At 66.0% G+C, this 24,041-nt stretch carries 20 protein-coding genes; 12 read left to right on the plus strand and 8 right to left on the minus strand.

The genetic code is table 11. The features are described from left to right. Positions 1–76 precede the first annotated feature (76 nt). The 5 genes from AC3WT6_RS07790 to AC3WT6_RS07810 all read left to right on the plus strand — a co-directional run bounded on the left by AC3WT6_RS07790 (position 77) and on the right by AC3WT6_RS07810 (position 4,597). Positions 77–1,132 carry a DNA-binding protein gene (locus AC3WT6_RS07790; protein WP_492653016.1) on the plus strand — a complete coding sequence of 352 codons (1,056 nt, stop codon included), beginning with the start codon at positions 77–79 and terminating at the stop codon, positions 1,130–1,132. A 198-nt stretch (positions 1,133–1,330) separates the two neighbouring features. Then, positions 1,331–1,936 (plus strand): hypothetical protein, encoded by a 606-nt coding sequence (locus AC3WT6_RS07795; protein WP_492653017.1) that lies wholly within the window; start codon positions 1,331–1,333, stop codon positions 1,934–1,936. An 86-nt stretch (positions 1,937–2,022) separates the two neighbouring features. After that, positions 2,023–3,033, plus strand: coding sequence for an ImmA/IrrE family metallo-endopeptidase (locus tag AC3WT6_RS07800; protein WP_492653018.1), 1,011 nt, complete (start codon positions 2,023–2,025; stop codon positions 3,031–3,033). 389 nt (positions 3,034–3,422) lie between these two features. Beyond that, positions 3,423–3,941, plus strand: coding sequence for a DUF2726 domain-containing protein (locus tag AC3WT6_RS07805; protein WP_492653019.1), 519 nt, complete (start codon positions 3,423–3,425; stop codon positions 3,939–3,941). Positions 3,942–4,189: 248 nt separating this feature from the next. Beyond that, positions 4,190–4,597, plus strand: a complete 408-nt coding sequence (locus AC3WT6_RS07810; protein ID WP_492653020.1) for an SWIB/MDM2 domain-containing protein — start codon at positions 4,190–4,192, stop codon at positions 4,595–4,597. Positions 4,598–4,672: 75 nt separating this feature from the next. Here the strand turns inward: AC3WT6_RS07810 and AC3WT6_RS07815 are convergent, their stop codons facing one another. Genes AC3WT6_RS07815 through AC3WT6_RS07825 form a run of 3 tightly spaced genes read right to left on the minus strand, consistent with a single transcriptional unit; the run spans position 4,673 to position 8,171 of the window. Further along, on the minus strand, positions 4,673–5,905 hold the full coding sequence (locus tag AC3WT6_RS07815; protein ID WP_492653021.1) for a dihydrolipoamide acetyltransferase family protein: 1,233 nt from the start codon (positions 5,903–5,905) through the stop codon (positions 4,673–4,675). Positions 5,906–5,909: 4 nt separating this feature from the next. Then, positions 5,910–6,923 (minus strand): alpha-ketoacid dehydrogenase subunit beta, encoded by a 1,014-nt coding sequence (locus AC3WT6_RS07820; RefSeq protein WP_492653022.1) that lies wholly within the window; start codon positions 6,921–6,923, stop codon positions 5,910–5,912. Between the two features lie 3 nt (positions 6,924–6,926). Further along, the gene (locus AC3WT6_RS07825; protein ID WP_492653023.1) at positions 6,927–8,171 is read right to left on the minus strand and encodes a thiamine pyrophosphate-dependent enzyme; all 1,245 of its coding nucleotides are present in this window, start codon (positions 8,169–8,171) and stop codon (positions 6,927–6,929) included. 181 nt (positions 8,172–8,352) lie between these two features. Between AC3WT6_RS07825 and AC3WT6_RS07830 the strand changes: the two genes are divergently transcribed. Continuing rightward, entirely contained in the window at positions 8,353–8,841 is a 489-nt protein-coding gene (locus AC3WT6_RS07830) for an Lrp/AsnC family transcriptional regulator (protein WP_492653024.1), read from the plus strand. A gap of 23 nt (positions 8,842–8,864) precedes the next feature. Next, positions 8,865–9,776 (plus strand): FAD:protein FMN transferase, encoded by a 912-nt coding sequence (locus AC3WT6_RS07835; protein WP_492653025.1) that lies wholly within the window; start codon positions 8,865–8,867, stop codon positions 9,774–9,776. Here the strand turns inward: AC3WT6_RS07835 and AC3WT6_RS07840 are convergent. Beyond that, entirely contained in the window at positions 9,763–10,380 is a 618-nt protein-coding gene (locus AC3WT6_RS07840; protein ID WP_492653026.1) for a TetR/AcrR family transcriptional regulator, read from the minus strand. The genes AC3WT6_RS07835 and AC3WT6_RS07840 overlap by 14 nt on opposite strands. 148 nt (positions 10,381–10,528) lie before the next feature. Between AC3WT6_RS07840 and roxC the strand changes: the two genes are divergently transcribed. Both roxC and AC3WT6_RS07850 read left to right on the plus strand, forming a co-directional pair. Then, the gene (gene roxC, locus AC3WT6_RS07845) at positions 10,529–12,985 is read left to right on the plus strand and encodes a putative rubber dioxygenase RoxC (protein ID WP_492653027.1); all 2,457 of its coding nucleotides are present in this window, start codon (positions 10,529–10,531) and stop codon (positions 12,983–12,985) included. A 137-nt stretch (positions 12,986–13,122) separates the two neighbouring features. After that, positions 13,123–15,081, plus strand: coding sequence for an alkaline phosphatase D family protein (locus tag AC3WT6_RS07850; RefSeq protein ID WP_492653028.1), 1,959 nt, complete (start codon positions 13,123–13,125; stop codon positions 15,079–15,081). 4 nt (positions 15,082–15,085) lie between these two features. Here the strand turns inward: AC3WT6_RS07850 and AC3WT6_RS07855 are convergent, their stop codons facing one another. After that, entirely contained in the window at positions 15,086–16,549 is a 1,464-nt protein-coding gene (locus tag AC3WT6_RS07855) for a flavin-containing monooxygenase (RefSeq protein WP_492653029.1), read from the minus strand. Between the two features lie 102 nt (positions 16,550–16,651). Between AC3WT6_RS07855 and AC3WT6_RS07860 the strand changes: the two genes are divergently transcribed. Next, positions 16,652–17,683: an AraC family transcriptional regulator gene (locus tag AC3WT6_RS07860; protein WP_492653030.1), complete on the plus strand. Its 1,032-nt coding sequence runs from the start codon at positions 16,652–16,654 to the stop codon at positions 17,681–17,683. 21 nt (positions 17,684–17,704) lie between these two features. After that, positions 17,705–18,085 (plus strand): lactoylglutathione lyase, encoded by a 381-nt coding sequence (gloA, locus tag AC3WT6_RS07865; protein WP_492653031.1) that lies wholly within the window; start codon positions 17,705–17,707, stop codon positions 18,083–18,085. A gap of 29 nt (positions 18,086–18,114) precedes the next feature. Here the strand turns inward: gloA and AC3WT6_RS07870 are convergent, their stop codons facing one another. From AC3WT6_RS07870 to ppsR, 3 genes are all read right to left on the minus strand, one after another. After that, positions 18,115–18,729 carry an antirestriction protein gene (locus tag AC3WT6_RS07870; protein WP_492653032.1) on the minus strand — a complete coding sequence of 205 codons (615 nt, stop codon included), beginning with the start codon at positions 18,727–18,729 and terminating at the stop codon, positions 18,115–18,117. A 76-nt stretch (positions 18,730–18,805) separates the two neighbouring features. Further along, entirely contained in the window at positions 18,806–20,407 is a 1,602-nt protein-coding gene (locus AC3WT6_RS07875; RefSeq protein WP_492653033.1) for an alkaline phosphatase D family protein, read from the minus strand. Between the two features lie 216 nt (positions 20,408–20,623). Continuing rightward, complete coding sequence (ppsR, locus tag AC3WT6_RS07880; RefSeq protein WP_492653034.1) at positions 20,624–21,433, minus strand: posphoenolpyruvate synthetase regulatory kinase/phosphorylase PpsR; 810 nt, start codon at positions 21,431–21,433, stop codon at positions 20,624–20,626. A gap of 146 nt (positions 21,434–21,579) precedes the next feature. Between ppsR and ppsA the strand changes: the two genes are divergently transcribed. Next, complete coding sequence (gene ppsA, locus AC3WT6_RS07885) at positions 21,580–23,919, plus strand: phosphoenolpyruvate synthase (RefSeq protein WP_492653035.1); 2,340 nt, start codon at positions 21,580–21,582, stop codon at positions 23,917–23,919. Positions 23,920–24,041: the final 122 nt, after the last annotated feature.

The following is a 24,041-nucleotide window of genomic DNA, read 5'->3' on the forward strand; positions in this document are numbered from 1 at the left end:
ATAAGCACTTGTTGACGTAGGTATAGCATGCGGGGCGGGGCAGGGCGATACACCGTTTTTTTTGAGGAGCAGAACCATGCGTACGGGCGTAACGCTGGCCGACGTAACCCGCGCGGCTGATCAATTGCTGGCCGCGGGCGAACGCCCCACCGTCGATGGCGTCCGCAAAGTGCTCGGCACCGGCTCTCCCGCGACCGTCAACAACCATCTCAAGGACTACTACCAGGCGCTGCCCATGCGCCTAAACATGCCGGCGTCGATCACCACGGCGGCCGCGGAGCTGTATCGCGTGATTCGCGAAACCGCCCAGGGCGAGGCCCAGGACGAACAGACCGCCCAGCTTCAAGAACTCGAGCGTGAGCGGTCCCAGCTCGCGACGGATCGGCGTGGCTTTGAAACCGAACGGGTCGCCCTGCAGCAACAGGTCTCGGTACTCCAGAGCGACAAATCGGCACTGCTGGAGCAACGCTCCCAGTTGAATGCCAAGCTGGCCCTGCTTGAGCGCCAGGTGGCGGAGTTGGGCGAGCGCGCCGCCGCCGGGGAATCCAAGGCCACGGCCGCCGTCGAGGAACGCGAGCGGGCCGGCCAGCGTCAGATCCAGGAGCTTCAGCGCCTTCGCGAGCAGGCCGAGGGCAACGAGCGTCACCTCCTGGGCCGCATCGAGGATCTGCAGCAGCAGCTCAAGCGGCTCAACGCCGAGCGCGAAAAGGAAGGGGCCGCCGCGCAACAGCGCAACGCTGGTCTGGAAACCGCCGTTTCCGAAGCCAACAAGGCGCTGGCCGGACTGCGCACGGAGTTGGCCGGCGCCCAGCGGGAAGCCGCCCAAGAGCGTTCGGCGCGGCAGGAGCGGGACCGACTCCACGATCTGGAGCTTGATCGCCTCGCCAAAGAAAACCAAGCTGTCGTGGCAGAACGGGATCAGCTTCGCGCAGGTGTCACCCAGGGCGAAGCCGCACTGAAGCGATTGGCGCAGGAGCGAGATGACGCATTGCGGGAAGCCGCCCGCCAAGAGGGCAAGTTACAGGGGCATCAGGCTCGAATTGAGGAGCTTCGACAGGAGTTGACCCAGCTTCGCCAGCCTCCACGAGTCAAGGGCAAGACAGACGAGGTTGCCGGGAAGCAGGCCGAGTAGTGGAATCGGGAGAGGTCCGATTTCCGATCAGTGGCGCCGGCACCTCCGATTTCGCGGCCTTCCTACTCGCAGCAGACCATATAGATGTACGAGGCGAAGAAGGCTCGCCGGGGTTAGCCCGTCCATTTCCGTCGAGCCGGTTGACGAATTGGAGAATCTGCACAAAAATCAGGTTGACGATTCCGAGGATTTGCACAAATGAACCTTCCGCACCCCGCCGTCTACCGCCCTGAGTTCCGGACCGAGCGTCTGATGCTCATCGCCCGCTGGCTGCTGGAGGAACTGCATGCCACCGAAGATGACCTGACCCGCGACACCGACGACGGCTATTCGCGGGGGTGCACGGCCTTCGCCCGCCAGCGCATGCGGATCATGAAGGAAGCCGCTTCCGGTCGCCACGACTGGATCGCCTTGGCCAACGCTACCAACGCCCTGGTCTTCACCATCGTTGGAACGCCCTGCCGTTTCAGCAACGACGACCCGGACAATCCGAAGAAAGATGCTGTGGTACTCGCCAATCGCCAGCAGCAGCTGTTTGTCAGCGAGTCGGATCGGCAGATTCCTTCGCGCTTCTGCTTCGTGATCGACCGTGGGCTAAACGGCATTGATGACCCCCATGTCGAGCTGCTCGGATTCAACGCGCTTGGCGAACTGATGTGCCGCTGGATTTCCAGCGCGGTTCGAGTGCTCCATGTTGCCGGCAGTCAGCCGCTGGTCGAGGCTGTCGAGGTTGCGAAGCCGCTAGTGGCCCCCAAGCGTCGCGATGGCGACGACGCTGCCAACGCCGACGAAGCCACCTTGTGACGGGCGGGACTTTCATTGGCTCCAACCTTCGACTGATCCGCCTGTTTCATGACTACTCGCTCACCGATCTCGGTGAGCGAGTCGGCGTGTCCAAGCAGTTCCTGAGCCGGGTTGAGACGGGCGCCGAGGCGGTTTCAAACGCCCTGGAGGAGCAGTTCTGCGCCGAACTCCAGGTGCTGCCCGAGTTCTTTCGCTACGTTGATCCACAGCCGATTGCCGAAGAGCAGTGCCACTTCCGTCGGCAGCTCACTACTAAAGTGTCCCTGCGCCAGGTGGGCAGATCCCGCGGAGAGATGTTGAAGCGCCTGGTTGGTGTGCTGGATCAGCATGTCGATCTTCCGCCTTATCGAATTGAGGAAGCCGATCCCGAAAGCTCCGAGTCGATCGAACGAAGCGCCGAGAAGTTTCGCGCGCGTTTTGGCCTCGGCCTGGGTCCGCTGAGCAACATGACCCGCATTGCCGAGAATGCCGGCGCGGTAGTGATGCAGGTCGGCGGTCTGCCCAGCGAGATCGACGCCGTCTCATTCGCGACCAAGCGTCCGGTCATCGCACTCAATGCCGAGGGCAAGTCGGCCTGCCGGCAGCGTTTTGGCGTCGCCCACGAAATCGGCCATCTGGGGCTTCACATGGGCGTGCTGACCGGTGATCGATTCACAGAGTCTCAGGCCAATCGGTTCGCCAGCGCGCTATTGATGCCGCGTGCGACCTTCGCTGCCGAGTTCCGGCACGTCCTGCGTGGGACGCGCCTGAATTGGAGCGAAATGTCGGCCTCGAAGCGTCGCTGGGGCGTTTCAAAAGCGGCACTCCTGTATCGCGGACACCAACTGGGCTTGCTGGACGAAGCGCAGGTAAGATCCGGTTATATCAATCTCAACCGACATGGCGAAGCCATCGTTGAGTCCGAAGATCTCTCGATGCCCGTCGAGCAGCCAGAGATTGTGAACGAAAGCCTGAGGGTGCTCCGCGACCATTTCGGTGTCCCGCAATCTGCGGTGGCGCGAGAACTCCGAGTGCAGCCAATCCTGCTCGAAGGGCTACTGCGACAGGAAACGCCGGCGACTCGGGGCACTGTAGTGCCCTTGTTTTCGCGTGTTTAACGGCTGAGGCGAAGTCCTGCTTGCCGCCGGATACGCGAAAAGCGGCGCTTCGAAGGGCTATGAATGTAGAAATTGGTTGGGTCGCGCACGAACTTGGGCTCGACTCAAGACCTTCTCGGGTCAGTACGAGCGCATCTCAGCCTAGGCTCTGTACATTCAGTCACTTAGGAGCGGACCCTGGCACACCAAAGCGGCGGTGGAGCCGTTTCGTTAACGTTCATAGCAACTGATCGTTAACGTTCTTAGCAACACGCCAGTCAATCAGGCCAAGCTCGGAAGGATTCGGAATGTTTATTATTTACCATAATATACATTGTGCATAATTATAAAAGAGGTTGGCCGAAAGGCGACGCCTGGCTCTGGGACTTGCTGGGCTTTTACTGGCTGCGATGCAATTAGCTTTGTGGGCGCTTATCGCCGCAGCGCTCTACGCGCTTGCTGCACTGATCGGCAAGGACAAGCCGAAGAGACGCCGGCAACAGCGTCTTGAGCCAACGCCAACGCCGGCACCAGAGCGCAAGCTATCCGCACCTGCAGGAATCAAGCGGAAGGATTCGTGGCAGCCCTCTGAGCTGGCAATGTTCCGACGGCTATCCGAAGCCCTGCCAGACCACATCGTTCTCTCAGAGGTCGGCTATCAAGCATTTTTGTCCGCCGGCGGCGATATGTCGCTGCAAGGCCGTATTAAGTCGCGGCGCGTCGATTTCCTGATCGTTGACCAGGGTGGCGGAATCGTTGCGGCCATCGAGGTCGACGGCACCAGCCATGACCAAGACGAAGCGGCCGCCGATGACCATTTCAAGAACCAGCTGTTTGCCGCTGCTGGCGTACGCCTGGTGCGATGGCGTGCAGAGGCCATCCCGAAAGGACCGGAGATCCGCGAACGTGTACTTGGTGCCTCCGCCTAGCGATCCGTCGGGAAGCTGCGCGGTAGCAAAAGCCAGAGGGCTCAGGGGCGAAAAACACGAGGGAAATCGGGCTGTCAGGACCACGCTGAAGGCGATAACCGGCGTTGCGAGATGCACTGAGAAGGCAAAGAGGCCATTTTCGGCGCATTTTTTTGCGCTTCCGCGTGCGATTTCCCCTACGTACGCCTTCTGTTCCTATAGGATTCAAGAGCGCAATTTCAGCGCTCTAGACAAGAGGAGTTTGAAGCATGGCTACTGCCACCAAGAAGAAGCCTGCAGCGAAGAAGCCCGCTGCAAAGAAAGCAGCACCGAAGAAGGCCGTCGCCGCCAAGAAGGCTCCGGCGAAGAAGGTTGTCGCCGCCAAGAAGCCCGCTGCCAAGAAGGCTCCGAAGGTGAAGGTCAAGCGCAAGCCGAATGCTGCCCTGATGAAGCCGATGACGCCGAGCGCCACGCTCGCCGCTGTCGTGGGTGCCAAGCCGCAGCCGCGCGGTCAGATCACCAAGAACCTCTGGGCCTACATCAAGAAGAACGGACTGCAGGACAAGACCAACAAGCGCCAGATCAACGCCGACGAGAAGCTGAAGGCGATCTTCGGCGGCAAGGCCAGCGTCAGCATGTTCGAGATGACCAAGCTGGTCAGCAAGCACATCAGCTGAACAACGCGGCATTGAACCGGCGGCGCAGCCCTCGTGCTAGCGCCGCCGTTTTTTTGTCCGCGCAACGCCTGTTTTCTACGGCATGAACAAAGTTGCGGGATGCTCCAGCAGACTTTTCAGCTTCTGGATGAACGAAGCCGCGTCCCAGCCATCGACGATGCGGTGATCGAAGGAGGACGACAGGTTCATCATCGTCCGCACCACCACCTGACCATTGCGCACCATTGGCCGCTCGACCATCTTGTTGACGCCGATGATGGCCACTTCCGGCGCGTTGATGACTGGCGTTGAAACGATGCCGCCCATCGGGCCCAGACTGGTGATGGTGATGCTGGAGCCACTGAGTTCCTCGCGGGTGGCCTTGCCATTGCGCGTCGCGTCGGCCAGCCGCTTGATTTCCGCAGCTGCGCGCCAGATGTCCAGCGTCTCGGCATGCTTGGCGACCGGCACCACCAGGCCGTTCGGCGTCTGGGTGGCGATGCCAATGTGCAAGGCCTGGTAGCGGCTGACCACGCCGGCCTCGTCATCGTAGGTGGCATTCACCATCGGGAACGACGGCACCGCCTTGACCAGCGCCTGCATCAGGAACGGCAGCAGCGTCAGCTTGGTCTGCTCGGGAAGCTTGTTGGCATTGAGGTGGACACGCAGGGCTTCCAGCTCGGTGACATCGACTTCCTCGACATAGGCAAAGTGCGGGATGCGCAGTTTGGAGCGCTGCATGGCCTCGGCGATCTTTCGACGCAGGCCAATGACCCGGATCTGCTCGATACCGGTGGCCTTGGCCTGCGTGGCGACTGCTGCCGGGGCGGCAACGGCAGCCGGCGCCTGGCAGTAATTCTCGAGATCCTCGTGCCCTACCCGCCCCCCACGCTTGCTGCCGGGAACCAGGGCGAGATCCACACCCAACTCGCGCGCGCGCTTGCGCACCGAGGGCGCCGCCAGCGGCTTGCCCTCGCGCAGCGGCGCGGCGGCTTGCGCCGCCTTGGCAGCCACCGGCACGGCGGCTGCGGGTGCCGTCGTGGTGCTGGCGGCAGCAGCGGCTACTGGCCTGCTGTCGACTGCCGCGCCGGCAGTCTCGATCACCAGCAACACCGCGCCGACCGCGATCTTGTCGCCGGCCTGGCCACGCAATTCCTTCACCACGCCGGCAACCGGCGAAGGGATTTCCACCGCCGCCTTGTCGGTGAGCATGTCCACCAGCGGCTGGTCCTCCTTGATCGTCTCGCCGACCGCCACGCGCCAGGTGGCGATCTCGCTCTCGGCGATGCCTTCGCCGATGTCGGGCAGCTTGAATTCAAAGATCGCCATGGTCTTAGTCCTCCAACACTTTCTTGAGCGCCTGGGCCACCCGCTTCGGGCCGGGGAAGTAGTCCCATTCGTAGGCGTGCGGGTAAGGCGTATCCCAACCGGTGACACGCTCGATGGGCGCTTCCAGGTGGTAGAAGCAGTGTTCCTGGATCAGCGACACCAGCTCGGCGCCGTAGCCGCAAGTCTTGGTGGCCTCGTGTACCACCACGCAGCGGCCGGTCTTCTTCACCGACTCGACCAGGGTGTCGAGGTCCAGCGGCAGCAGGCTGCGCAGGTCGATCACCTCGGCATCGATCCCACTCTCCTCGGCCGCCGCCAGGCAGACATGCACCATGGTGCCGTAGGCGATCACGGTGACTTTCTCGCCAGGGCGCAGGATCTTGGCCTTGCCCAGCGGCACCGTGTAGTACTCCTCCGGCACCTCGCCCAGCTCGTGCTTGGTCCAGGGCGTCAGCGGCCGGTCGTGGTGGCCGTCAAAGGGGCCGTTGTAGATGCGCTTGGGCTCGAAGAACACTACCGGGTCGTCGTCCTCGATCGCGGCCAGCAGCAGGCCCTTGGCGTCGTAGGGGTTCGAGGGCATCACCGTGGTCAGGCCGCAGACGTGGGTGAAGATCGCCTCCGGACTTTGGCTATGGGTCTGCCCCCCGAAAATGCCGCCGCCGCAAGGGGTTCGCACGGTGAGTGGCGCGGTGAAGCCGCCGGCGGAGCGGTAGCGCAGGCGTGCTGCTTCCGAGACGAGCTGGTCGAAGGCAGGGTAGATGTAGTCGGCGAACTGGATCTCCACCACCGGTCGCAGACCGTAGACGCCCATGCCCACCGCGGCACCGAGGATGCCGCCCTCGGAAATCGGCGCGTCGAAGCAACGCTGCTTGCCGTACTTCTTCTGCAGGCCGGCGGTGCAGCGGAACACGCCGCCGAAATAACCCACGTCCTCGCCGAACACCACCACCTTCGGGTCGCGCCCCATGGCGACATCCATCGCCGAGTTGATCGCCTGGATCATGTTCATCCGTGCCATGGCTCAGTTCCCCTCGCGCAGGGCGAGCATCTGCTCGCGTTGCATGACCAGCCGGCCGGGAATTTCCTTGAGCACGTCCTCGAACATCGAGCCCGGATCATTGGGAGGTGGATTGCCCAGCGTGCCGTAGCTCGCCGCCTCCTTGAGCTGGCTCATCACCTCTTCCGCCAGCTCGGCGGTGAGCGCGGTGTGGCGCTGCTCGTCCCACTCGCCCAGGCCGATCAGATGCTGCTTGAGCCGCTCGACCGGGTCGCCCAGCGGCCAGTTCTTGGCCTCGTCGGCAGGACGATAGCCGGCCGGATCGTCGCTGGTGGAGTGCGGCGCGGCGCGATAGGTGTACAGCTCGATCAAGGTGGCGCCCAGATTGCTCCGGGCGCGCTCCGCCGCCCAGGCGGTGGCAGCGTAGACGGCGAGAAAATCATTGCCGTCCACCCGCAGCGCCGGCAGGCCGTAGCCGACAGCGCGCGCCGCGAAGGTGGTGCGCTCGCCGCCAGCGATGCCCTGGAAGCTGGAGATCGCCCACTGGTTGTTGACCACATTGAGCACCACCGGCGCCTGGTAGACGGTCGCGAAGGTCAGCGCGTAGTGGAAATCCGCCTCGGCGGTGGTGCCATCGCCCACCCAGGCGGCGGCGATGCGGGTGTCGCCGGAATAGGCCGAGGCCATCGCCCAGCCCACCGCCTGCGGGTACTGGGTGCCGAGGTTGCCGGAAATCGAGAAGAAGCCGTAGTCCGGCTCCGAATACATGATCGGCAGCTGGCGGCCCTTGAGCGGGTCGCGGGTGTTGCTGAAGATCTGGTTCATCAGCCGCACCAGGGGGCAGCCGCGCGCCACCAGCAGGCCCTGCTGGCGATAGCTGGGGAACAGCATGTCGCCGGCATCCAGCGCCATGGCCTGCGCCACCGCCACCGCCTCCTCGCCGGTGCACTTGATGTAGAAGCTGGTCTTGCCCTGGCGTTGCAGCTTGACCATGCGCTCGTCGAACTCGCGGGTCAGCAGCATGTGGCGCAGCCCAAGGCGCAGGGTGTCGGCATCGAGCTTGGGGTCCCAGGCGCCCACTGCCCTGCCCTCGTCGTCGAGCACGCGGATCAGGCCGTAGGCGTAGTCGCGCAGCTGTTCGCTGGGACTGTCCACCGCCGGGCGCGCGAGCACGCCGGCCGGCGGAATGCGCAGGCCGCTGAAGTCGGTGACACCACCCGGCCGCGCCTTGGGCTCCGGGATATGCAGCTGCAAGGGGGCTCTGCTCATGGGACTCGAATCCTCTGGTGCGACTTGGGCGTGTCGTTCGGGCGGCCCAAGACTGGCGTTGTCTCCTCCGCCTGGCGTCCGCCGGCGGCGCCGATAACTCTATCCCGTAATCGCCGGTACTTTTTCCCTTTTTGTTGCGCATCTACAATCAATTCCGAAACCATTTCCCGAAATATCGCGCATGTCCGTTTCTCTCGACAGCCTCGACGCCCGCATCCTCGACGCCCTCCAGCGCGATGCCACCGAGCCGATCAACGATCTCGCCGAGCGGCTGGCCTCCTCGAAGTCGGTGGTCTGGCGGCGTATCCAGCGGCTGGTCGACGCCGGCGTGATCCGCGAGCGGGTCGCCATCCTCGACCCCAAGAAAGTCGGCCTGGAAGTGTTGGTATTCGCACAGGTGAAGATGTCGCGCCATGGTCGCGACGTGCTGCCCAAGTTCGTCGAGGCGGTGCGGCATTTCCCGCAGGTGGTGGAATGCCACAGCCTGATGGGCAGCGTCGACTTCCTGCTGAAGATCCTGGTACGCGACGTGAAGGACTACGAGTCCTTCTTCTGGAACCAGTTGTCGAAGATCGACGGCGTGCAGGAGATCAGCTCCTCGATCTCGATGACGCAATTCTTCAGCACCACCCGCATCCCGGTGCAGACCGGCACCGGCGGCAAGAGCTAGTGCCCACTGGGGCCATAGCGCCGATGCGGGCCTATCGACGCGATTTCACCGCCATGGCCGGCCCCTGCGCCTTGCAGGTCTATGCCAGCGAAGCCGCGCCGGCCGAGGCCGCGCTGCAGGCGGCGGAAGCCGAGGTGCGACGCATCGAGGCCAAGTATTCGCGCTACCGCGCAGACAGCCTGCTCAGCGCCATCAATGCCAGCGCCGGCGAGGCCGAGGGCATCGAGGTCGATGCCGAAACCGCCGGACTGCTCGACTACGCCGCCGCCGCCTTTACTCAGAGCGAAGGCTTGTTCGACATCAGCTCCGGCGTGCTGCGCCGCGCTTGGGATTTCCGCGCCGCGCGGCTGCCTGCGCAGACTGACCTGGAGGCCCTGCTGCCGCTTGTGGGCTGGTCGCGCCTGCGTTGGCGGCGCCCGCGACTGGTCTTGCCACTCAAGGGCATGGAGCTGGACTTCGGCGGCTTCGGCAAGGAGTACGCCGCCGACCGCGCCGCCGCGGTGCTGCTCGCCGCCGGCTTCAGGCACGGGCTGGTCGATCTCGCCGGCGATCTGCGCATCCTCGGCCCGCATCCGGATGGCTCGCCCTGGCGGGTCGGCATCCGCCATCCGCGCGGCGGGCCGGAGCAGGCCATCGCGGTGGTGGAGCTGCGCGCCGGCGCCATCGCCAGCAGCGGCGACTACGAGCGCTATTTCGAGCAGGATGGCCGTCGCTACAGCCACATCCTCGATCCGCGTAGCGGCTGGCCGGTACAGGGTGGCGCAGCCAGCGTCAGCGTGGTGGCCGACCGCTGCCTGCTGGCCGGCACCGCCACCACCATCGCCCTGCTCAAGGGCGCGCGGGGCGCTGACTGGCTGGCGGAGCTGGGCCTGCCCTGGCTGGCCATCAGTGCTGACGGCCGAGCCCAGGGCAGCCTCGCCTTCACAGCAGCTTGAGCACCATCTCCACCAGGGTGTGGATCAGCCGCTCGCGGCTCAGATGCGGCGGCCGATACAGCACGGCCTGCAAAATCGCCGACCAGACCATGCTCATCAGCAGATAGGTGCTGGCCTCGGGGTCTTCGAAATGCACCAGCCGGCTGCTCTTGTAGCGACCCTCCTGCGCCACCTGCTGCAAGGTGTTGGACAGCTCGCGCACCTCGCTGATGCTCCACAGGAAGGGCACCTCACGCAGCGCCGCCCGTAGCAGCGCCTCGCGTTGCTCCAGAGCGGCAACCATGGCGCGCATCCAGTGGTCGATGCCGCCGCGCGGCTGGTCCGGCCGCGCCAGTGCCTCGCGCAGGCCCAAGGTCACCTCGGCGACGATCTCGCGTAGCGCCCGCGCCAGCGCCGCCGCCACCAGAGCTTCCTTGTTGGGGAAGTATTCGTAGAGCGAGCCGATGCTGACTCCCGCCAGCTCGGCGACCCGGTTGGTGGTGACCGCGGCATAGCCCTCGCTGGCCAGGAGCCGAGCGGCGGTATCCAGCAGTGCTTCAACGGTGGCTCGCGCCCGTGCCTGGCGCGGCTGCTTTTTGGCTTGCAGATCAGGGGTTTGAGTCATGGCCTTGGCGCTAACGAGAGTCGGCTGCGCAATCCGAGTGGTTCCGAGCATTCGCTCGGGTTAGCTTAGGCCTGAGATTCGCCGACCGCGAGTCCGCCCAGGCGGCGAGGCCAAGTACCTCGCCGCCGCCCCTCGGAGGAGGAGACTTATGACTACGAGCATGATCCGCAAGCCCCTGGCCCTGCTGCTGGCGGCTCTGTTGCTGACCGGCTGCGCCGGCGAATACGGCAGCACCGCCAGTACCGCTGGAGGTGGCACCACGCCCAGCGGCACCGCCGCCAGCCTGGACGAGTTCTTCGCCAAGAGCGCGCAACCCAGCCTGGATTTCTGCCGCAACTGCCATGTGCCCGGTGGCGTCGCCGATGTCGAGAAGGGGCGGAAATTTCTGCTCGCCACTGACCGCAGCCAGGACTTCGCACGGCTGCGTGAAAGCTGGGAGCGCCTGGGTGGCAACAATCCCAGCTCGCGCATCCTGCTGATGGCTTCCGGCGCAGAGACCCCGCACAGCGGCGGCGCGCCCTGGCCGCAGGATGGCGCGGCCTACAAGGCCATGGCCATCGTCCTGCGCTGTTTCGCCGAACCCGGCAGCTGCGCCGGCCTGATTGCCGGCGGCGGCGGCACGCTGCCGCAGGAGCTGCCGCTGCTGGGCAGCAAGCACGCGCGCCATGTCTGGGAAAGCTATTGCGCGGACCAACCCGATACCGCGCTGCTGCCACCCGACCCGCGCAGCCTTATCCAACCCGGCGCCAACAGCAGCAAGGCGGTGTACTTCAATGCCTGGTGGCAGAACTGCCATGTCAACCTGCCGGCGGCCGAGCAGCAGGCCAAGACCTGCGGCGAATACCGCGCGCGTCGCGACCGTGGTCTGGCCTTCCTGCTGGACGAGTTGCCGGTGGCGGCGATGAGCGCTGACGACTACAACAACAGCTGGCAGAAGTGGGGCCTGAGCGAGCGGCCGGCCAACTTCGATGCGCTCTACACCTTGCGCTACGGGCTCAACCACGCGCCCTTCCGCAATCCCTATCCGCTGCCCGGCGAAGACCCCAATCTCAGCGAAGGTGGCTCCGGCCAGTTGCCGCTGGGCTTGCGCCAGACTCGCGACGCGCAAGGCCGCTGGAGCGGCGAGATCGGCACCGCCGCCTGCTTCCAGTGCCACGGCGGCCAGATCGGCGACCCGGCCAGCGGCGAGAATCTGATCGGCCTGCAGAACCTCGGCCTCGGCAACAACAACTACGACGTGCCGATGAACGCGCAGGACGCCTCGCCGTTTGCCGGTACGCCGCTGTCGACCCTGCTGCCTTCCACCGACATCAACAGCCTGTTCAACATCGGCATCAAGCAGCGTGGCCAGAACAACGCAGTGGGCGCCTTCGAGTTCTTGATCACCGTGCTCGACCTCGACTCGCTGGGCCTCAATCCGGACCCGCTGAAGACCATGGTCGGCGCCAGCGGCCTGGCCGACGTCGCGCATCCGCTCGCCCATACCCAGGACACGCCGGCCTGGTGGAACATGGGTTCGCGGCCGCGCAAGTTCTTCGACGCCGGCATCTCCAACGACAGCACCCGCATCATCATGGCCGCCGGCCCCGGCGAGTTCCAATCGCTGCTGACGCTGGACGGCAAGACCTATCGCGATCGCATCGAGCAATACGACCAGGATCTCGAAGCCTTCTTCCTGTCGCTGCGCTCACCGGACTATCCCGCCAGCATCGACACCGCGCTGGCCGAACAGGGCGCGATCCTGTTCCACACCAAGGATCTCTGGGCGGTGGCCGGCAACGCCGAGCGGGCCCGGCCACTGGGCGGCAATGGCAGCTGCGCCAGTTGCCACGGCGCCTACTCGCCGCGTTACGTCAACGACAGTCGCTATCTGGAGAGCCCGGCGCTGGAAGGCATCGCCGCCCATATCTCGCCACTGGCGGTGATCGGCACCGACCGCGCCCGCTCGGACATGCTCACACCCACCCTGCGCACCCGCTGGGACATGACCTATTGGGGCTACAGCGACGGCGTCGAGGGTTGGGTCGCGCCAGAGGACAAGGACCCGGTCACCGAAGCCCTGGACGACCTGCTGCCGACGCGCCCGGTCGGCGTCTGCGGCTGGGAGAAGGAGGTGATCGGCTACCAGGCGCCGCCACTGTATGGCGTCTGGGCGACCGCGCCCTACTTCCACAACGGCTCGGTGCCGACCGTCGAACAGGTGCTGGACTCCCGCCAGCGGGCGCCGATCTGGCAGCGCAAGTTGCAGATCGAGGGCGAGGTCAAGGGCTTCGACCAGCGCTGGGCGACGGCCTACGACAGTGAGGCCCTGGGCTGGAAGTCCGACGCGCTGACCTGCGCCGAGCTGCCGGGCAGCAGCCTCAACAACTGCAACCCGGTCAACGAGCCTGGCCCCTCGCTGACCCAGCTGGTGCAGAACTTCCTCAACGGCGCGCTCAGCTGGAGCGGACTGGTGAATATCCCCGACCTCGCACCGGGCGCCATCGACAAGCGCCTGGTCTACGACAGCCGCATCCTCGGCAACGGCAATGGCGGCCACGAGTTCAGCGACGCGCTCACCGAGGCCGAGCGCAAGGCGATCATCGAGTATCTGAAGACGCTTTGAGCGAGTGCTCCTCCGTCCCCTCGCTGGCAGGGGAGGGATATTTCTCGGTCGGCAAGGGGGCCGCGCGGCTGGTCATCAAACCGTGACCACGGGAGACTAGGCTACGCGCCCCTTCAACGCCCCAGCCGAGTCGCCCGATGCCACCGCCGATGGACCGCCGCCTGTTCCTCAAATCCGCCAGCCTGGCCGCGGCGGGCCTGGCGCTGAGCGCCTGCGATCGCAGTGAGTCGCCGAGCACGACCGGTACCAAGTTCCCAAGCTTTCCCAAGCCCGGCGAAGAGCCCGCCGACTTCGACTTTCCCCTGGTGCTGGCCCTGCCCTTCGCGCACGGCGTCGCCAGCGGCGATCCGCTCGCCGACCGGGTGATCCTCTGGACCCGCATCACCGAGCTGGCGCCCAGCGCCGCCGCTGTCGCCGTCGATTGGCTCGTCGCCAGTGATCCGGCGATGAGCCAGATCGTGAAACGTGGCCGCCAGTTTGCCAGCGCCGAGCACGACTGGACCGTGAAGGTGGACGTCACCGGCTTGCAGCCCGCGACCAGCTACTACTACCGCTTCGAGGCGCTGGGCGCCCAGAGCATCGTCGGCCGTACCCGCACCGCGCCGGCGACGGCGGTCGAGGAGCTGCGGCTGGCGGTCCTGGCCTGCTCCAGCTACTGGTCCAGCTACTGGAGCGGTCTCGGCCATCTCGCCGACCGCAACGACCTCGATCTGGTCGTGCACTGCGGCGACTACATCTACGACTTCGTCGACGAGGACGAAGGCATCCGCGCCCGCAAGGACAAAAAGGACACCGCCTACGTCGATTACCGCGACTGGCTCAACCTCGCCGAAGTGCGCCGCCGCTACGCACTCTGGCGCTCCGACCCCAATCTGCTGCGCGCCCACCAGCAACACCCCTGGTTCATCGTCTGGGACAACCACGACATCTCCACCGGTTACGGCAACGAGCTACCCAGCACGGTGACCGGCGATGGCGCCACCACCACGCTGGACGAGGTCTGCCGCGCCTTCTACGAGTGGACGCCTACGCGGCCGGTGAAGCCCGACGGCAGCGGCGAGTTCATCCTGGTCGAGGACGGCAGCTACCCGCTCGCCAGCGACCCCAAGTTCGTCTACCGCAAGCTGCCCTATGGCCCGCTACTGGACGTGTTCGGCGTCGATACCCAGATCAACCTCCCCGACTACGGACGCGAGGTCGATGCCAGCCATCTCGCATCGGGCAACAGCCTCTACGGCCGACAGCAGTTCGAGTGGTTCAGCGGCGGCATGCTGGCCTCGGCGCAGGCCGGCGTGACCTGGCGGCTGGTCAACAACCAGACCTGGTTCGCGCCGGTGGACATCCCCGATATCGCCGATGGCATTCCCCTGCCCAAGATCGGCGTCTCGCGCTGGACCGATTACCCCGAGGAACGCACCGCCCTCTGCGACTACCTGCGCGGCGACAACCCGGCCAACCTGCGGGTGCGCAACAACATCCTGGTGTCCGGCGATGCCCACGGCAATCTCGGCTCGGACGTGATCGCCTCGCCCGCCCTGCTCAGCGCCTATGTGCCCGGCCTGCCGCTGCCGAATCCGCGCGCCGGCTCGACCACGCTCAATGCCGCCGCCGGCTATGCGCGTATCACCACCGGCAACTTAGGCCCGGTGAACCTGCGCGGCGAATCGGTGGCGGTGGAATTCGCGCCCAGTTCCATGGGTCGCGGTGGCGCCGACGAGATCGTGCAGAACGCCATCGGCGCCAGCGGCCCCAACGCTCTCACCGTCGGCGGCGCCCGCACGCTGGAACTGGCGCTGATCGCCGCCAACAAGAACGTGCAGTTCATCGAGTGGGTGGACCACGGCTACGGCATCGTCTCGCTCACCGCCGAGCGCGCGATCTTCGAGTACTGGTGGCAGGACAAGCTCACGCCCGGCGCGCCCGACATCCTCGGCCAGCAGATGGTCGCCTGGGCCCAGCAGGACACAGCGCAGTTGGTGCCACGCTACCAGGACCAGATCGACTGCGTGCTCGCGCACGGCATGGCGGTGGCCGCCACCAGCGGCAGCCGCAGCGCCGAGCCGGCGCCGCTGACAGCTACGGTGCTACCGCGCTGACCGACTAGGCCAGCCGGTAGTCCTCGGGGCGCAGGCGCCGGGTGGCGCGTCGGTACTCGAAGGTGTAGCCGGGCCAGTTGTTGGTGTTCTTGCCGCTCTCGGTCTTGTACCAGCTGGTGCAGCCGCCGTTCCACACCGTGTGGCCGATGCGCTCCTGCAAACGGGCGTTGAACTGCTGCTGCACGTCCGGCTTCACTTCCAGCGCCTTGGCACCGCGCCGGCGCAGCAGCTTGAGCGCCTCCATCACGTAATGGATCTGGCTTTCCAGCATGTAGACGATGGAGCTATGGCCGAGATTGGTGTTGGGGCCGTAGAGCAGGAACAGGTTGGGAAAGCCGCTGACGGTGACGCCCAGGTAAGCTTCGGCGCCGTTCTTCCAGGCCTGGTTGAGGTCGAGGCCGCCAAGGCCATGCACTTTCATCGGCGCCAGGAAGTCCAGGGCCTGGAAGCCGGTGCCGTAGATCAGCACGTCGGCCGGGTGCTCGACGCCGTCGGCGGTGATCACACCCTTTTCGCTCACCTCGCGGATCGCCTCGGTGACCACCTCGGCGTTGGGGCGCGCCAGCGCCGCGTAGTAGTCGTTGGCCAGCAAGATGCGCTTGCAGCCGAGCGGATAGTCGGGCAGCAGGCGGTCGCGCAGGGCGAGGTCTTCCACCTCCCGGCGCAGGAAGCGCTGCCAGCCCCACTTGGGCAGTGCCATCAGCGCCGAGTAACGGGTAAAGCCCAGCGCGCGGGTCTCGTGCAGGCAGTACTGCGCGGCGCGGCTGAGCGGCAAGAGGCCAGGCAGGCGGCGGAACAGCGTGCGGTCGAGCGCGCCATAGGCGCGGTCGGGCTTGGGGATCACATAGGGCGCCGAGCGCTGGAACAGACTCAGGTGCTCGACCTTGGGCACGATCTGCGGCACGAACTGGATCGCCGAGGCGCCGGTGCCGATCACCGCCACCCGCTTGCCCTGCAAGTCCACGCCGTGATCCCAGCGCGCCGAGTGGAACTGCGCGCCGCGAAAGCGCTCGATGCCCTTGAGCTTGGGATAGGCCGGGCGGTTGAGCTGGCCGCAGGCGGAGATCAGCACCTCGGCTTGCAGGCTCTCGCCGTTCCTGAGCTGCACCGTCCACAGCGCCTGCCCGGCGTCGTAGCGGGCGTCCACCACCTCGGCGTTGAAGCGGATGCGTTCGCGCACCCCGTACTTGCGGGCGCAGTGCTGCAGATAGGCCAGGATCTCCGCCTGCGGCGCGTACTTGCGGCTCCAGTCGCTCTTCGGCTCGAAGGAATAGGAATACAGGTGCGAGGGCACGTCGCAGGCCGCGCCGGGATAGCGGTTGTCGCGCCAGCAACCGCCCAGCTCGGCCTCCTTCTCCAGCAGAGTCAGTTGCGTATAGCCGGCCTTGAGCAGCTGGATGGCCATGCCGATGCCGCCAAAACCGGTGCCGATGACGAGGACGCGCGGGGATGTGGGGGTGCTGGGCATCAACAACTCTCCTCTCAAGACGGGGCTGGCGGTCGCGCAGTTTGCGTGGCCGCTGCCGGCGAGGGCATGACCTGGGCAGACAAACCACTGATAATTTCGGACATGACCGCCGTCACCCTACGCCGCCCCTGCCTCAGTGCCCTGCTGCTGCTGGAGTTCGCGGCCGAGCGCGGCCTTAAGCCCGAGCAGGCGCTGGCCGGCACCGGCCTGGAGCTGGCCGCCCTGCAAGCGCCGGGGGCCAGCATCGACAGCCGCGCCGAGCTGGCGCTGATCGCCTCGGTGCTGCGCCAGCTCGGCAATCCGCCCGCGCTGGGCCTGGCCATGGGCCAGCGCTACCACCTCACCGCCTACGGTCTCTGGGGCTTTGCCCTGCTCAGCTCGCCGACCCTGCGCAGCGCCATGGAAACCGGCGTGCGCTATCTCGACCTCACCTATTCCTACCTGCGCCTGCGCTTGCAGGACGAGGGCGAGCAGACCCGGCTGATCTTCGACGCCAGCGAACTGCCGCCGGAGTTGCAGCGCTTCCTGATCGAGCGTGACGCCGCCGCAGTGGTGGTGATCCAGCGCGAGCTGTTCGCCGCCCAGTACAGCGCCTATACCCTGCAGTTCGCGCTGCCGCCGCCAGCGGACCTAGCCCCCTACACCCAGCTGTTCGGCCTGCCGCCGCAGTTCAATTGCGCCGAGACCGCCTTGCTGCTGCCCAATACCCGACTCGACGCGCCGCTGCCGCAGGCCAATCCGCTGGCGGCACAGATCTGCGAGGCCCAGTGCCGGCAGTTGCTGGCCGAGCGCCGCCGCCGCGTCGGCCTCGCCGAGCAGCTGCGCGACCGTCTGCTGCACGGCTTCGGCGGCGGCACGCTGCCTGACATGGAGTCGCTGGCCGCCGAGCTGCACCTGTCCAGTCGCACGCTGCGGCGACGGCTGGAGAGCGAGGGAGTCGGCTATCGGGCGCTGATCGAGGAAGTGCGCCAGACCCTGGCCGAGGAGCTGCTCGCCAGCACCGGGATGAAGATCGACGAGGTCGCCGCCCGGCTCGGCTATTCCGAGGCCGCCAGCTTCCTGCATGCGCGTAAGCGCTGGCGTGCCCGCGCCGCCGCGCCGCCCACCGACGGCAGCGCACTCGAAACCCTTTGAATCAATCCCAAGGAGCACCTCATGCGCATACTTCACACCATGCTACGCGTCGGCGATCTGCCGAAATCCATCGCCTTCTACACCGGCGTGCTGGGCATGCAGCTGCTGCGCCAGCAGGACTATCCGGAAGGCCAGTTCACCCTCGCCTTCGTCGGCCACCAGCCGGAGTCGCAAGGCGCGGTGATCGAGCTGACCTACAACTACGGGGTGTCGAAGTACGAGCTGGGCACCGGCTTTGGCCACATCGCCGTCGAAGTGGACGACGCCCATGCCGCCTGCGAGCGGGTCCGGGCCCTGGGCGGCAAGGTGACTCGCGAAGCCGGGCCGATGAAGCACGGCCACACCATCATCGCCTTCGTCGAAGACCCCGATGGCTACAAGATCGAGTTCATCCAGAAATAGCCCGGCCCAGGCTTGGCGCCGGGCCGGGCTCAGCGCCCGAAGCGGCCGAAGGTGCGCGACAGCCGGTCGAACATGCCGGTGGCGTTCATGCTCAGCTTTTCCTGGCCGGAGCGGTCCAGTGCGAACACCTTGGCGCGCAGGCCCAGGTTGCGGGTGATGGCGTCGCTGGCCATGTCGCCATTGCCAAGCACGTACTGGTGCTGCTCCACCGATTCGATCATCGGGATCAGCGTCTCGGCCAGCAGCACATGGCCGTGCAGCTGGCCGTCGAGATCCAGGGCATAGCGCACGACGGTGCGCAGGCCGAGCAGGAATTCCTTCAGCTCGGCGTAGTTGTCCAGGCGCCAGATCGCGTGGATCAGGCGCTCGCGCTCGATCTCGGCATGCACCGCCAGCAGTTCGCGCAGGCTCGCCTCCACGCCGCCGGCAAGCACCCGGTCGTCCAGGCTCATCTCGTCGCGCACGCCGTTGACGGCATCGGCCATGCGGTAGCGCGCCTCGGCCATGTTCAGACTGCGTGGATCGGGGCCGCTGCTCTTGAGCGCCAGCGCCAGAAAATCCCGAAAACTGCTGGAGTCGCGCAGCGACTGCTCCAGCTGCTCGGCACTGGGGATAAACCGCTGTAGCGACGTCGGGACAGGCATGGCAGCAGCGCTCAAAATGCTGATGTCCCAACGTTAGCATGCAGCGGCCAGCCCCGCCGCCGGCAAAATCGACTACTCAGGGCGCCAGCGCCGGGCTGTGCTCCGGTGCCGCGCTGGGGCCATCCACCGCCGCCCCCAGACGGTTGCCGCCGGCGGCAACCGGAAAGCCGGTGGCGAAACTCTCGCTGCCGCCGCGCTCGGTGATGCCGCTGACATACCACCACTCGCCCTGCAGCCGCTCGGGGGTGACGTCGAACAGCATGTAGCCCTTCTTCGACAGATCGACGTACTTCATGTGCGGGTTCAGCACCCGGATCAGATCCTGCACCGGCGCCAGCTGCTCCAGACCCGGCGAGGTCACCGAGGTGCAGACGTATTCCACCGCCAGCGAGCCGCTACCATCCAGCGGGTTGTAGGCGAGCAGGTTGTTCGGATCCGGGGTCAGATCCATGGCCCAGCTGGTGTGGATGTCGCCGGTGAGCACCACCACGTTATCGATGCCCTGGTCCTTGAGGTGGCTGAAAATCTGGCTGCGCTCGGCCTGGTAGCCGTCCCACTGGTCGCCATTGAGGTACTGGCCACCGCTGCCGACGATAGGCAGCAGCGACAAACCCGGAATCACCGACAAGTCCGGCAGACCGACGATCTTGAGCTGGCCGAACATCACCTGCTGGCCGACCACCTTCCAGGTGGCGCTGGACTGCGCCAGCTCGGTCTTGAGCCATCCCATCTGCTCCGGGCCGATCAGCTTGCGGGCCGGATCGGCGACGTTGTCGGGCGGCAGCGGCGGCATGCCCAGGGGTTCGTCGCGATCGTAAAGACGGGTGTCGAGCAGCACCAGATCCATCAGGCCGCCGTAGTTGAACTTGCGCCAGATCTTGCCGGGGTTGCCGGCCTCGGGCAGGCGGATCGGCATCCACTCGTCATAGACCTTCTGCGCCCAGCTCTTGCGGTCGGTCCAGACGCCTTCCGTGCCCTCGGTGTGGTTGTTGGCGCCGTCGCGCCAGGAGTTGTCGGCCGATTCGTGGTCATCCCAGATCGAGATCAGGGGGTGCTGGCGGTGCACCTCCTGCAGATCGGCGTCGGTGCGCTTGTAGTAGCTGTGGCGGGTGCGGTAGTCGGCGAGCGTGACCATCTCGTGCGCCGGTTCGTAGGGCCGCACATCGCCGTACTCGCCATCGCCGTACTCGTAGACGTAGTCGCCCAGGTGCAGCACGAAGTCGAGGTCGGCGCGCTTGGCGATCTGGCCATAGGCATTGAAGTAGCCGTGGGCATAGCTGGAGCAGGAGGCCACCGCGAAGCGCAGGCGCTCGGCGCTGGTCGGTGCGGTGCGGGTGCGGCCGATCACCGAGGCATGGCCCAGGGCGTGGAAACGGTAGTAATAGCTGCTGGCCGGCATCAGACCGGCGAAGTCGATCTTGATCGTCCAGTCGCGCGCGGCGCTGGCGGTCTGGCTCTGGCTGCCGACCAGCTGGCTGAGCCCGGCGTCACGGTAGACCTGCACCACCACCGGGATGTCCTCGCTGGCGACCGGCGTGACGCGGGTCCAGAGAATCACCCGGTCGCTGAGCGGATCGCCGCTGGCGACACCGTGCTTGAACGGGTTCTCCCCCACCGGCGTGCCGCCGCCGCTGCCGTCCGGCGCGACGCTGTCGCCGCAGCCGGGCAGCAGGGGCACGGCCAGCAGAGTGGCGGCGGCAGCGCCCAGGCGGCTGAGAAAAGCCCGCCGGCTGAGACCGAGCGGACGCGAAAGGACACGCGTAGGCAACCGCGTGCGGCGGCGACGAGGGGCACCCATGATGATTCTCTCCAAGTTTGGCGGCCGGCACCTTAGGACAATCCGGTGACAGCTTCGCGTCAGAATGACGACAGCTTAACCCGGCCACCAGCGCGCCTAGTGGCGCAGCGCCTTCTCCTGCATCACCGTCGCCGCGATCTCCTCGATGCTCATGTTGGCGGAGTTGACATAGGGCACGTTGAAGCGCCGGTACAGCTGCTCGGCCTGGCGCAGCTCGAAGGCGCATTGCGCCAGCGAGGCATAGCGGCTGCCGGGCCGGCGCTCGTTGCGCACCTGGGCGAGGCGCTCGGCGTCGGAGGTGAGGCCGAACAGGCGGTCCTCCAGCCCCTGCAGGGCGGTCGGCAGGCGGGGTTTTTCCAGGTCTTCCTCCAGCAGCGGGAAGTTGGTGGCGAAGATGCCGTGCTGCAGCGCCAGGTAGAGCGTGGTCGGCGTCTTGCCGCAGCGGCTGGGGGCGATCAGGATCAACTCGGCCTTGGAGAGATCGCGCGTCGACTGGCCGTCGTCATGCTCCATCGCATAGTTCATCGCGTCGATGCGGGCGTTGTAGCGATTGCCGTCGGCCAGGCCGTGCGCCCGCCCCTGGGCCTGGGTGGAATGGATGCCCAGCTCCTGCTCCAGGGTGGGGATGTAGGTATCGAAGAGATCGATGAACAGGCCCTTGCACTCACGCAGCACCGCCCGGGCGGCGTCATTGGTGGTGGTGGAAAACACCAGTGGCCGGACGCCATCGCTATCGGCGATGTGATTGATGTACTCCACCGTCGCCCGCGCCTTTTCCGGGCTGGCGATGAACGGCAGGGTCACCTTGCGGAATTCCTGCCCCTCGAATTGGGTCAGCAGGGAGTTGCCCAGGGTTTCCGCGGTGATTCCAGTGCCATCAGAAAGAAAGAAGACGTGTCTCTGCATGGTCTATCCGGGTTACGGTTCCGGGCTGGAAGTTCACGTATTCTAGGCGCCGCCGCTCGCGGCCCCAGCCTCACCCACTATCTCAGGGATTTCATCCAGTGACCGCTTCCGCAACCCCTCACGTCCTCTGGTACTCGCAACTCGGCATGCACGACGTCGAAATCGTCGGCGGCAAGAATGCCTCCCTGGGCGAGATGATCCGCAACCTCGCCGCCTCCGGCGTCAAGGTGCCCAACGGCTATGCCACCACCGCCGCCGCCTACCGCGAGTTTCTGAGCTACGAGGGCCTGGACGACCGCATCAACGCCCTGCTCGACGCCCTCGACATCGAAGACGTGCAGGAACTGGCCAAGACCGGCAAGGAAATCCGCGAGGCGGTGGTCAAGGCGCCCTTCCCCGCCCAGCTGGAGCAGGAGATCCGCGACGGCTACGCCAAGCTGGTCGCCGAGTCCGGCGGCGCCGAGGTATCGGTCGCGGTGCGTTCCAGCGCCACCGCCGAAGACCTGCCCGACGCCAGCTTCGCCGGCCAGCAGGAAACCTTCCTCAATGTCCACGGCATCGACAACGTCCTGCACGCGATCAAGGAGGTGTTCGCCTCGCTGTTCAACGACCGCGCCATCTCCTACCGCGTGCACCATCACTTCGACCACAAGGCGGTGGCGCTCTCGGCCGGCGTGCAGCGCATGGTGCGCTCCGACCTGGGCGCTTCCGGCGTGATGTTCACCATGGACACCGAGTCCGGCTTCCGTGACGCGGTGTTCATCACCGCCAGCTATGGCCTGGGCGAGGCGGTGGTCCAGGGCGCGGTCAACCCCGACGAGTTCTACGCCTACAAGCCCAATATCCGCGCCGGCCGCCCGGCCATCCTCAAGCGTGGCCTGGGCGAAAAGGCCAAGAAGATGATCTACACCGCCGACCGCAAGCTCGGCCGCACCGTCGAGTTCGTGCCGGTGGCCACCGAGGAGAGGCAGAAGTTCTGCCTGACCGATGCCGAGGTCGAGGCCCTGGCCCGGCAGGCGCTGATCATCGAAGACCATTACGGCCGGCCGATGGACATCGAGTGGGGCAAGGACGGCGTCGACGGCCAGCTCTACATCCTTCAGGCCCGGCCCGAGACCGTGCAGTCGCGCGCTTCCGCCAACACCCTGCGGCGCTACAAGCTCAAGGGCAAGAGCACGGTGCTCACCGAGGGCCGTGCCATCGGCCAGAAGATCGGCGCCGGCAAGGTGCGCAATCTGCGCAACCTCAACGAAATGGCGCGCGTGCAGCCGGGCGATGTGCTGGTCACCGACATGACCGACCCCGACTGGGAGCCGGTGATGAAGCGCGCCAGCGCTATCGTCACCAACCGCGGCGGTCGCACCTGCCACGCGGCGATCATCGCCCGCGAGCTGGGCATCCCCGCGGTGGTCGGCTGCGGCGACGCCACCACCAAGCTCAAGGACGGCGACGAGGTGACGGTGAGCTGCGCCGAGGGCGACACCGGCTACATCTACCAAGGCCATATCGACTTCGTGGTCGACGAGGTGGCGCTGGACCAGATGCCGGAGATTCCGGTCAAGATCATGATGAACGTCGGCACCCCGGAGCAGGCCTTCGACTTCGCCGCCCTGCCGCACCGTGGCGTCGGCCTCGCCCGTCTGGAATTCATCATCAACCGCCAGATCGGCATCCACCCCAAGGCGCTGCTGGAGCTGGATCAGCAGGCGCCGGACCTCAAGCGGACGATCAACACGATGATCGCCGCCTACGCCTCGCCCACCGATTACTACATCAAGCGTCTGGCCGAGGGCATCGCCATGATCGCCGCCGCCTTCGCGCCGCAGCCGGTGATCGTGCGCTGCTCCGACTTCAAGTCCAACGAGTACGCCAATCTGGTCGGCGGCAAGCGCTACGAGCCGCACGAAGAGAATCCGATGATCGGCTTCCGCGGCGCCAGCCGCTACATCGCCGCCGACTTCCGCCCCTGCTTCGACCTCGAATGCAAGGCGCTCAAGTACGTGCGCGACGAGATGGGGCTGACCAACCTCAAGATCATGATCCCCTTCGTGCGCACGGTGGACGAGGCGCGCAAGGTCAATGAAATTCTGGCCGAGAACGGCTTGAAGCGCGGCGACAACGGCCTGCAGCTGATCATGATGTGCGAGCTGCCCAGCAACGCGGTGCTGGCCGAGGAATTCCTCGAACACTTCGACGGCTTCTCGATCGGCAGCAACGACATGACCCAGCTGACCCTGGGCCTGGACCGCGATTCCGGCCTGGTCGCCGAGCTGTTCGACGAGCGCAACGCGGCAGTGAAGAAGATGCTGGCGATGGCGATCACCGCCTGCCGCAAGCAGGGCAAGTACATCGGCATCTGCGGCCAGGGGCCCAGCGATCACCCCGACCTCGCCAAGTGGTTGCTCGACCAGGGCATCGAGTCGATGTCGCTCAACCCCGACAGCGTGGTCGAAACCTGGCTGTTCCTGGCCGGCCAGAAGTCCTGAGTCAGCGCCCGGCTCCCGCAGCTTGCGCGGGAGCCGGGCAAACCCGACCAAAAATCCTAGGGTCTGCAGGGCGGTAGTCGCCCTGCCAGGGACTACCATAGCGTTCCGGCTTTGCAGCCAGG

This window comes from Stagnimonas sp. FW305-C-60 (genome assembly GCF_058782965.1).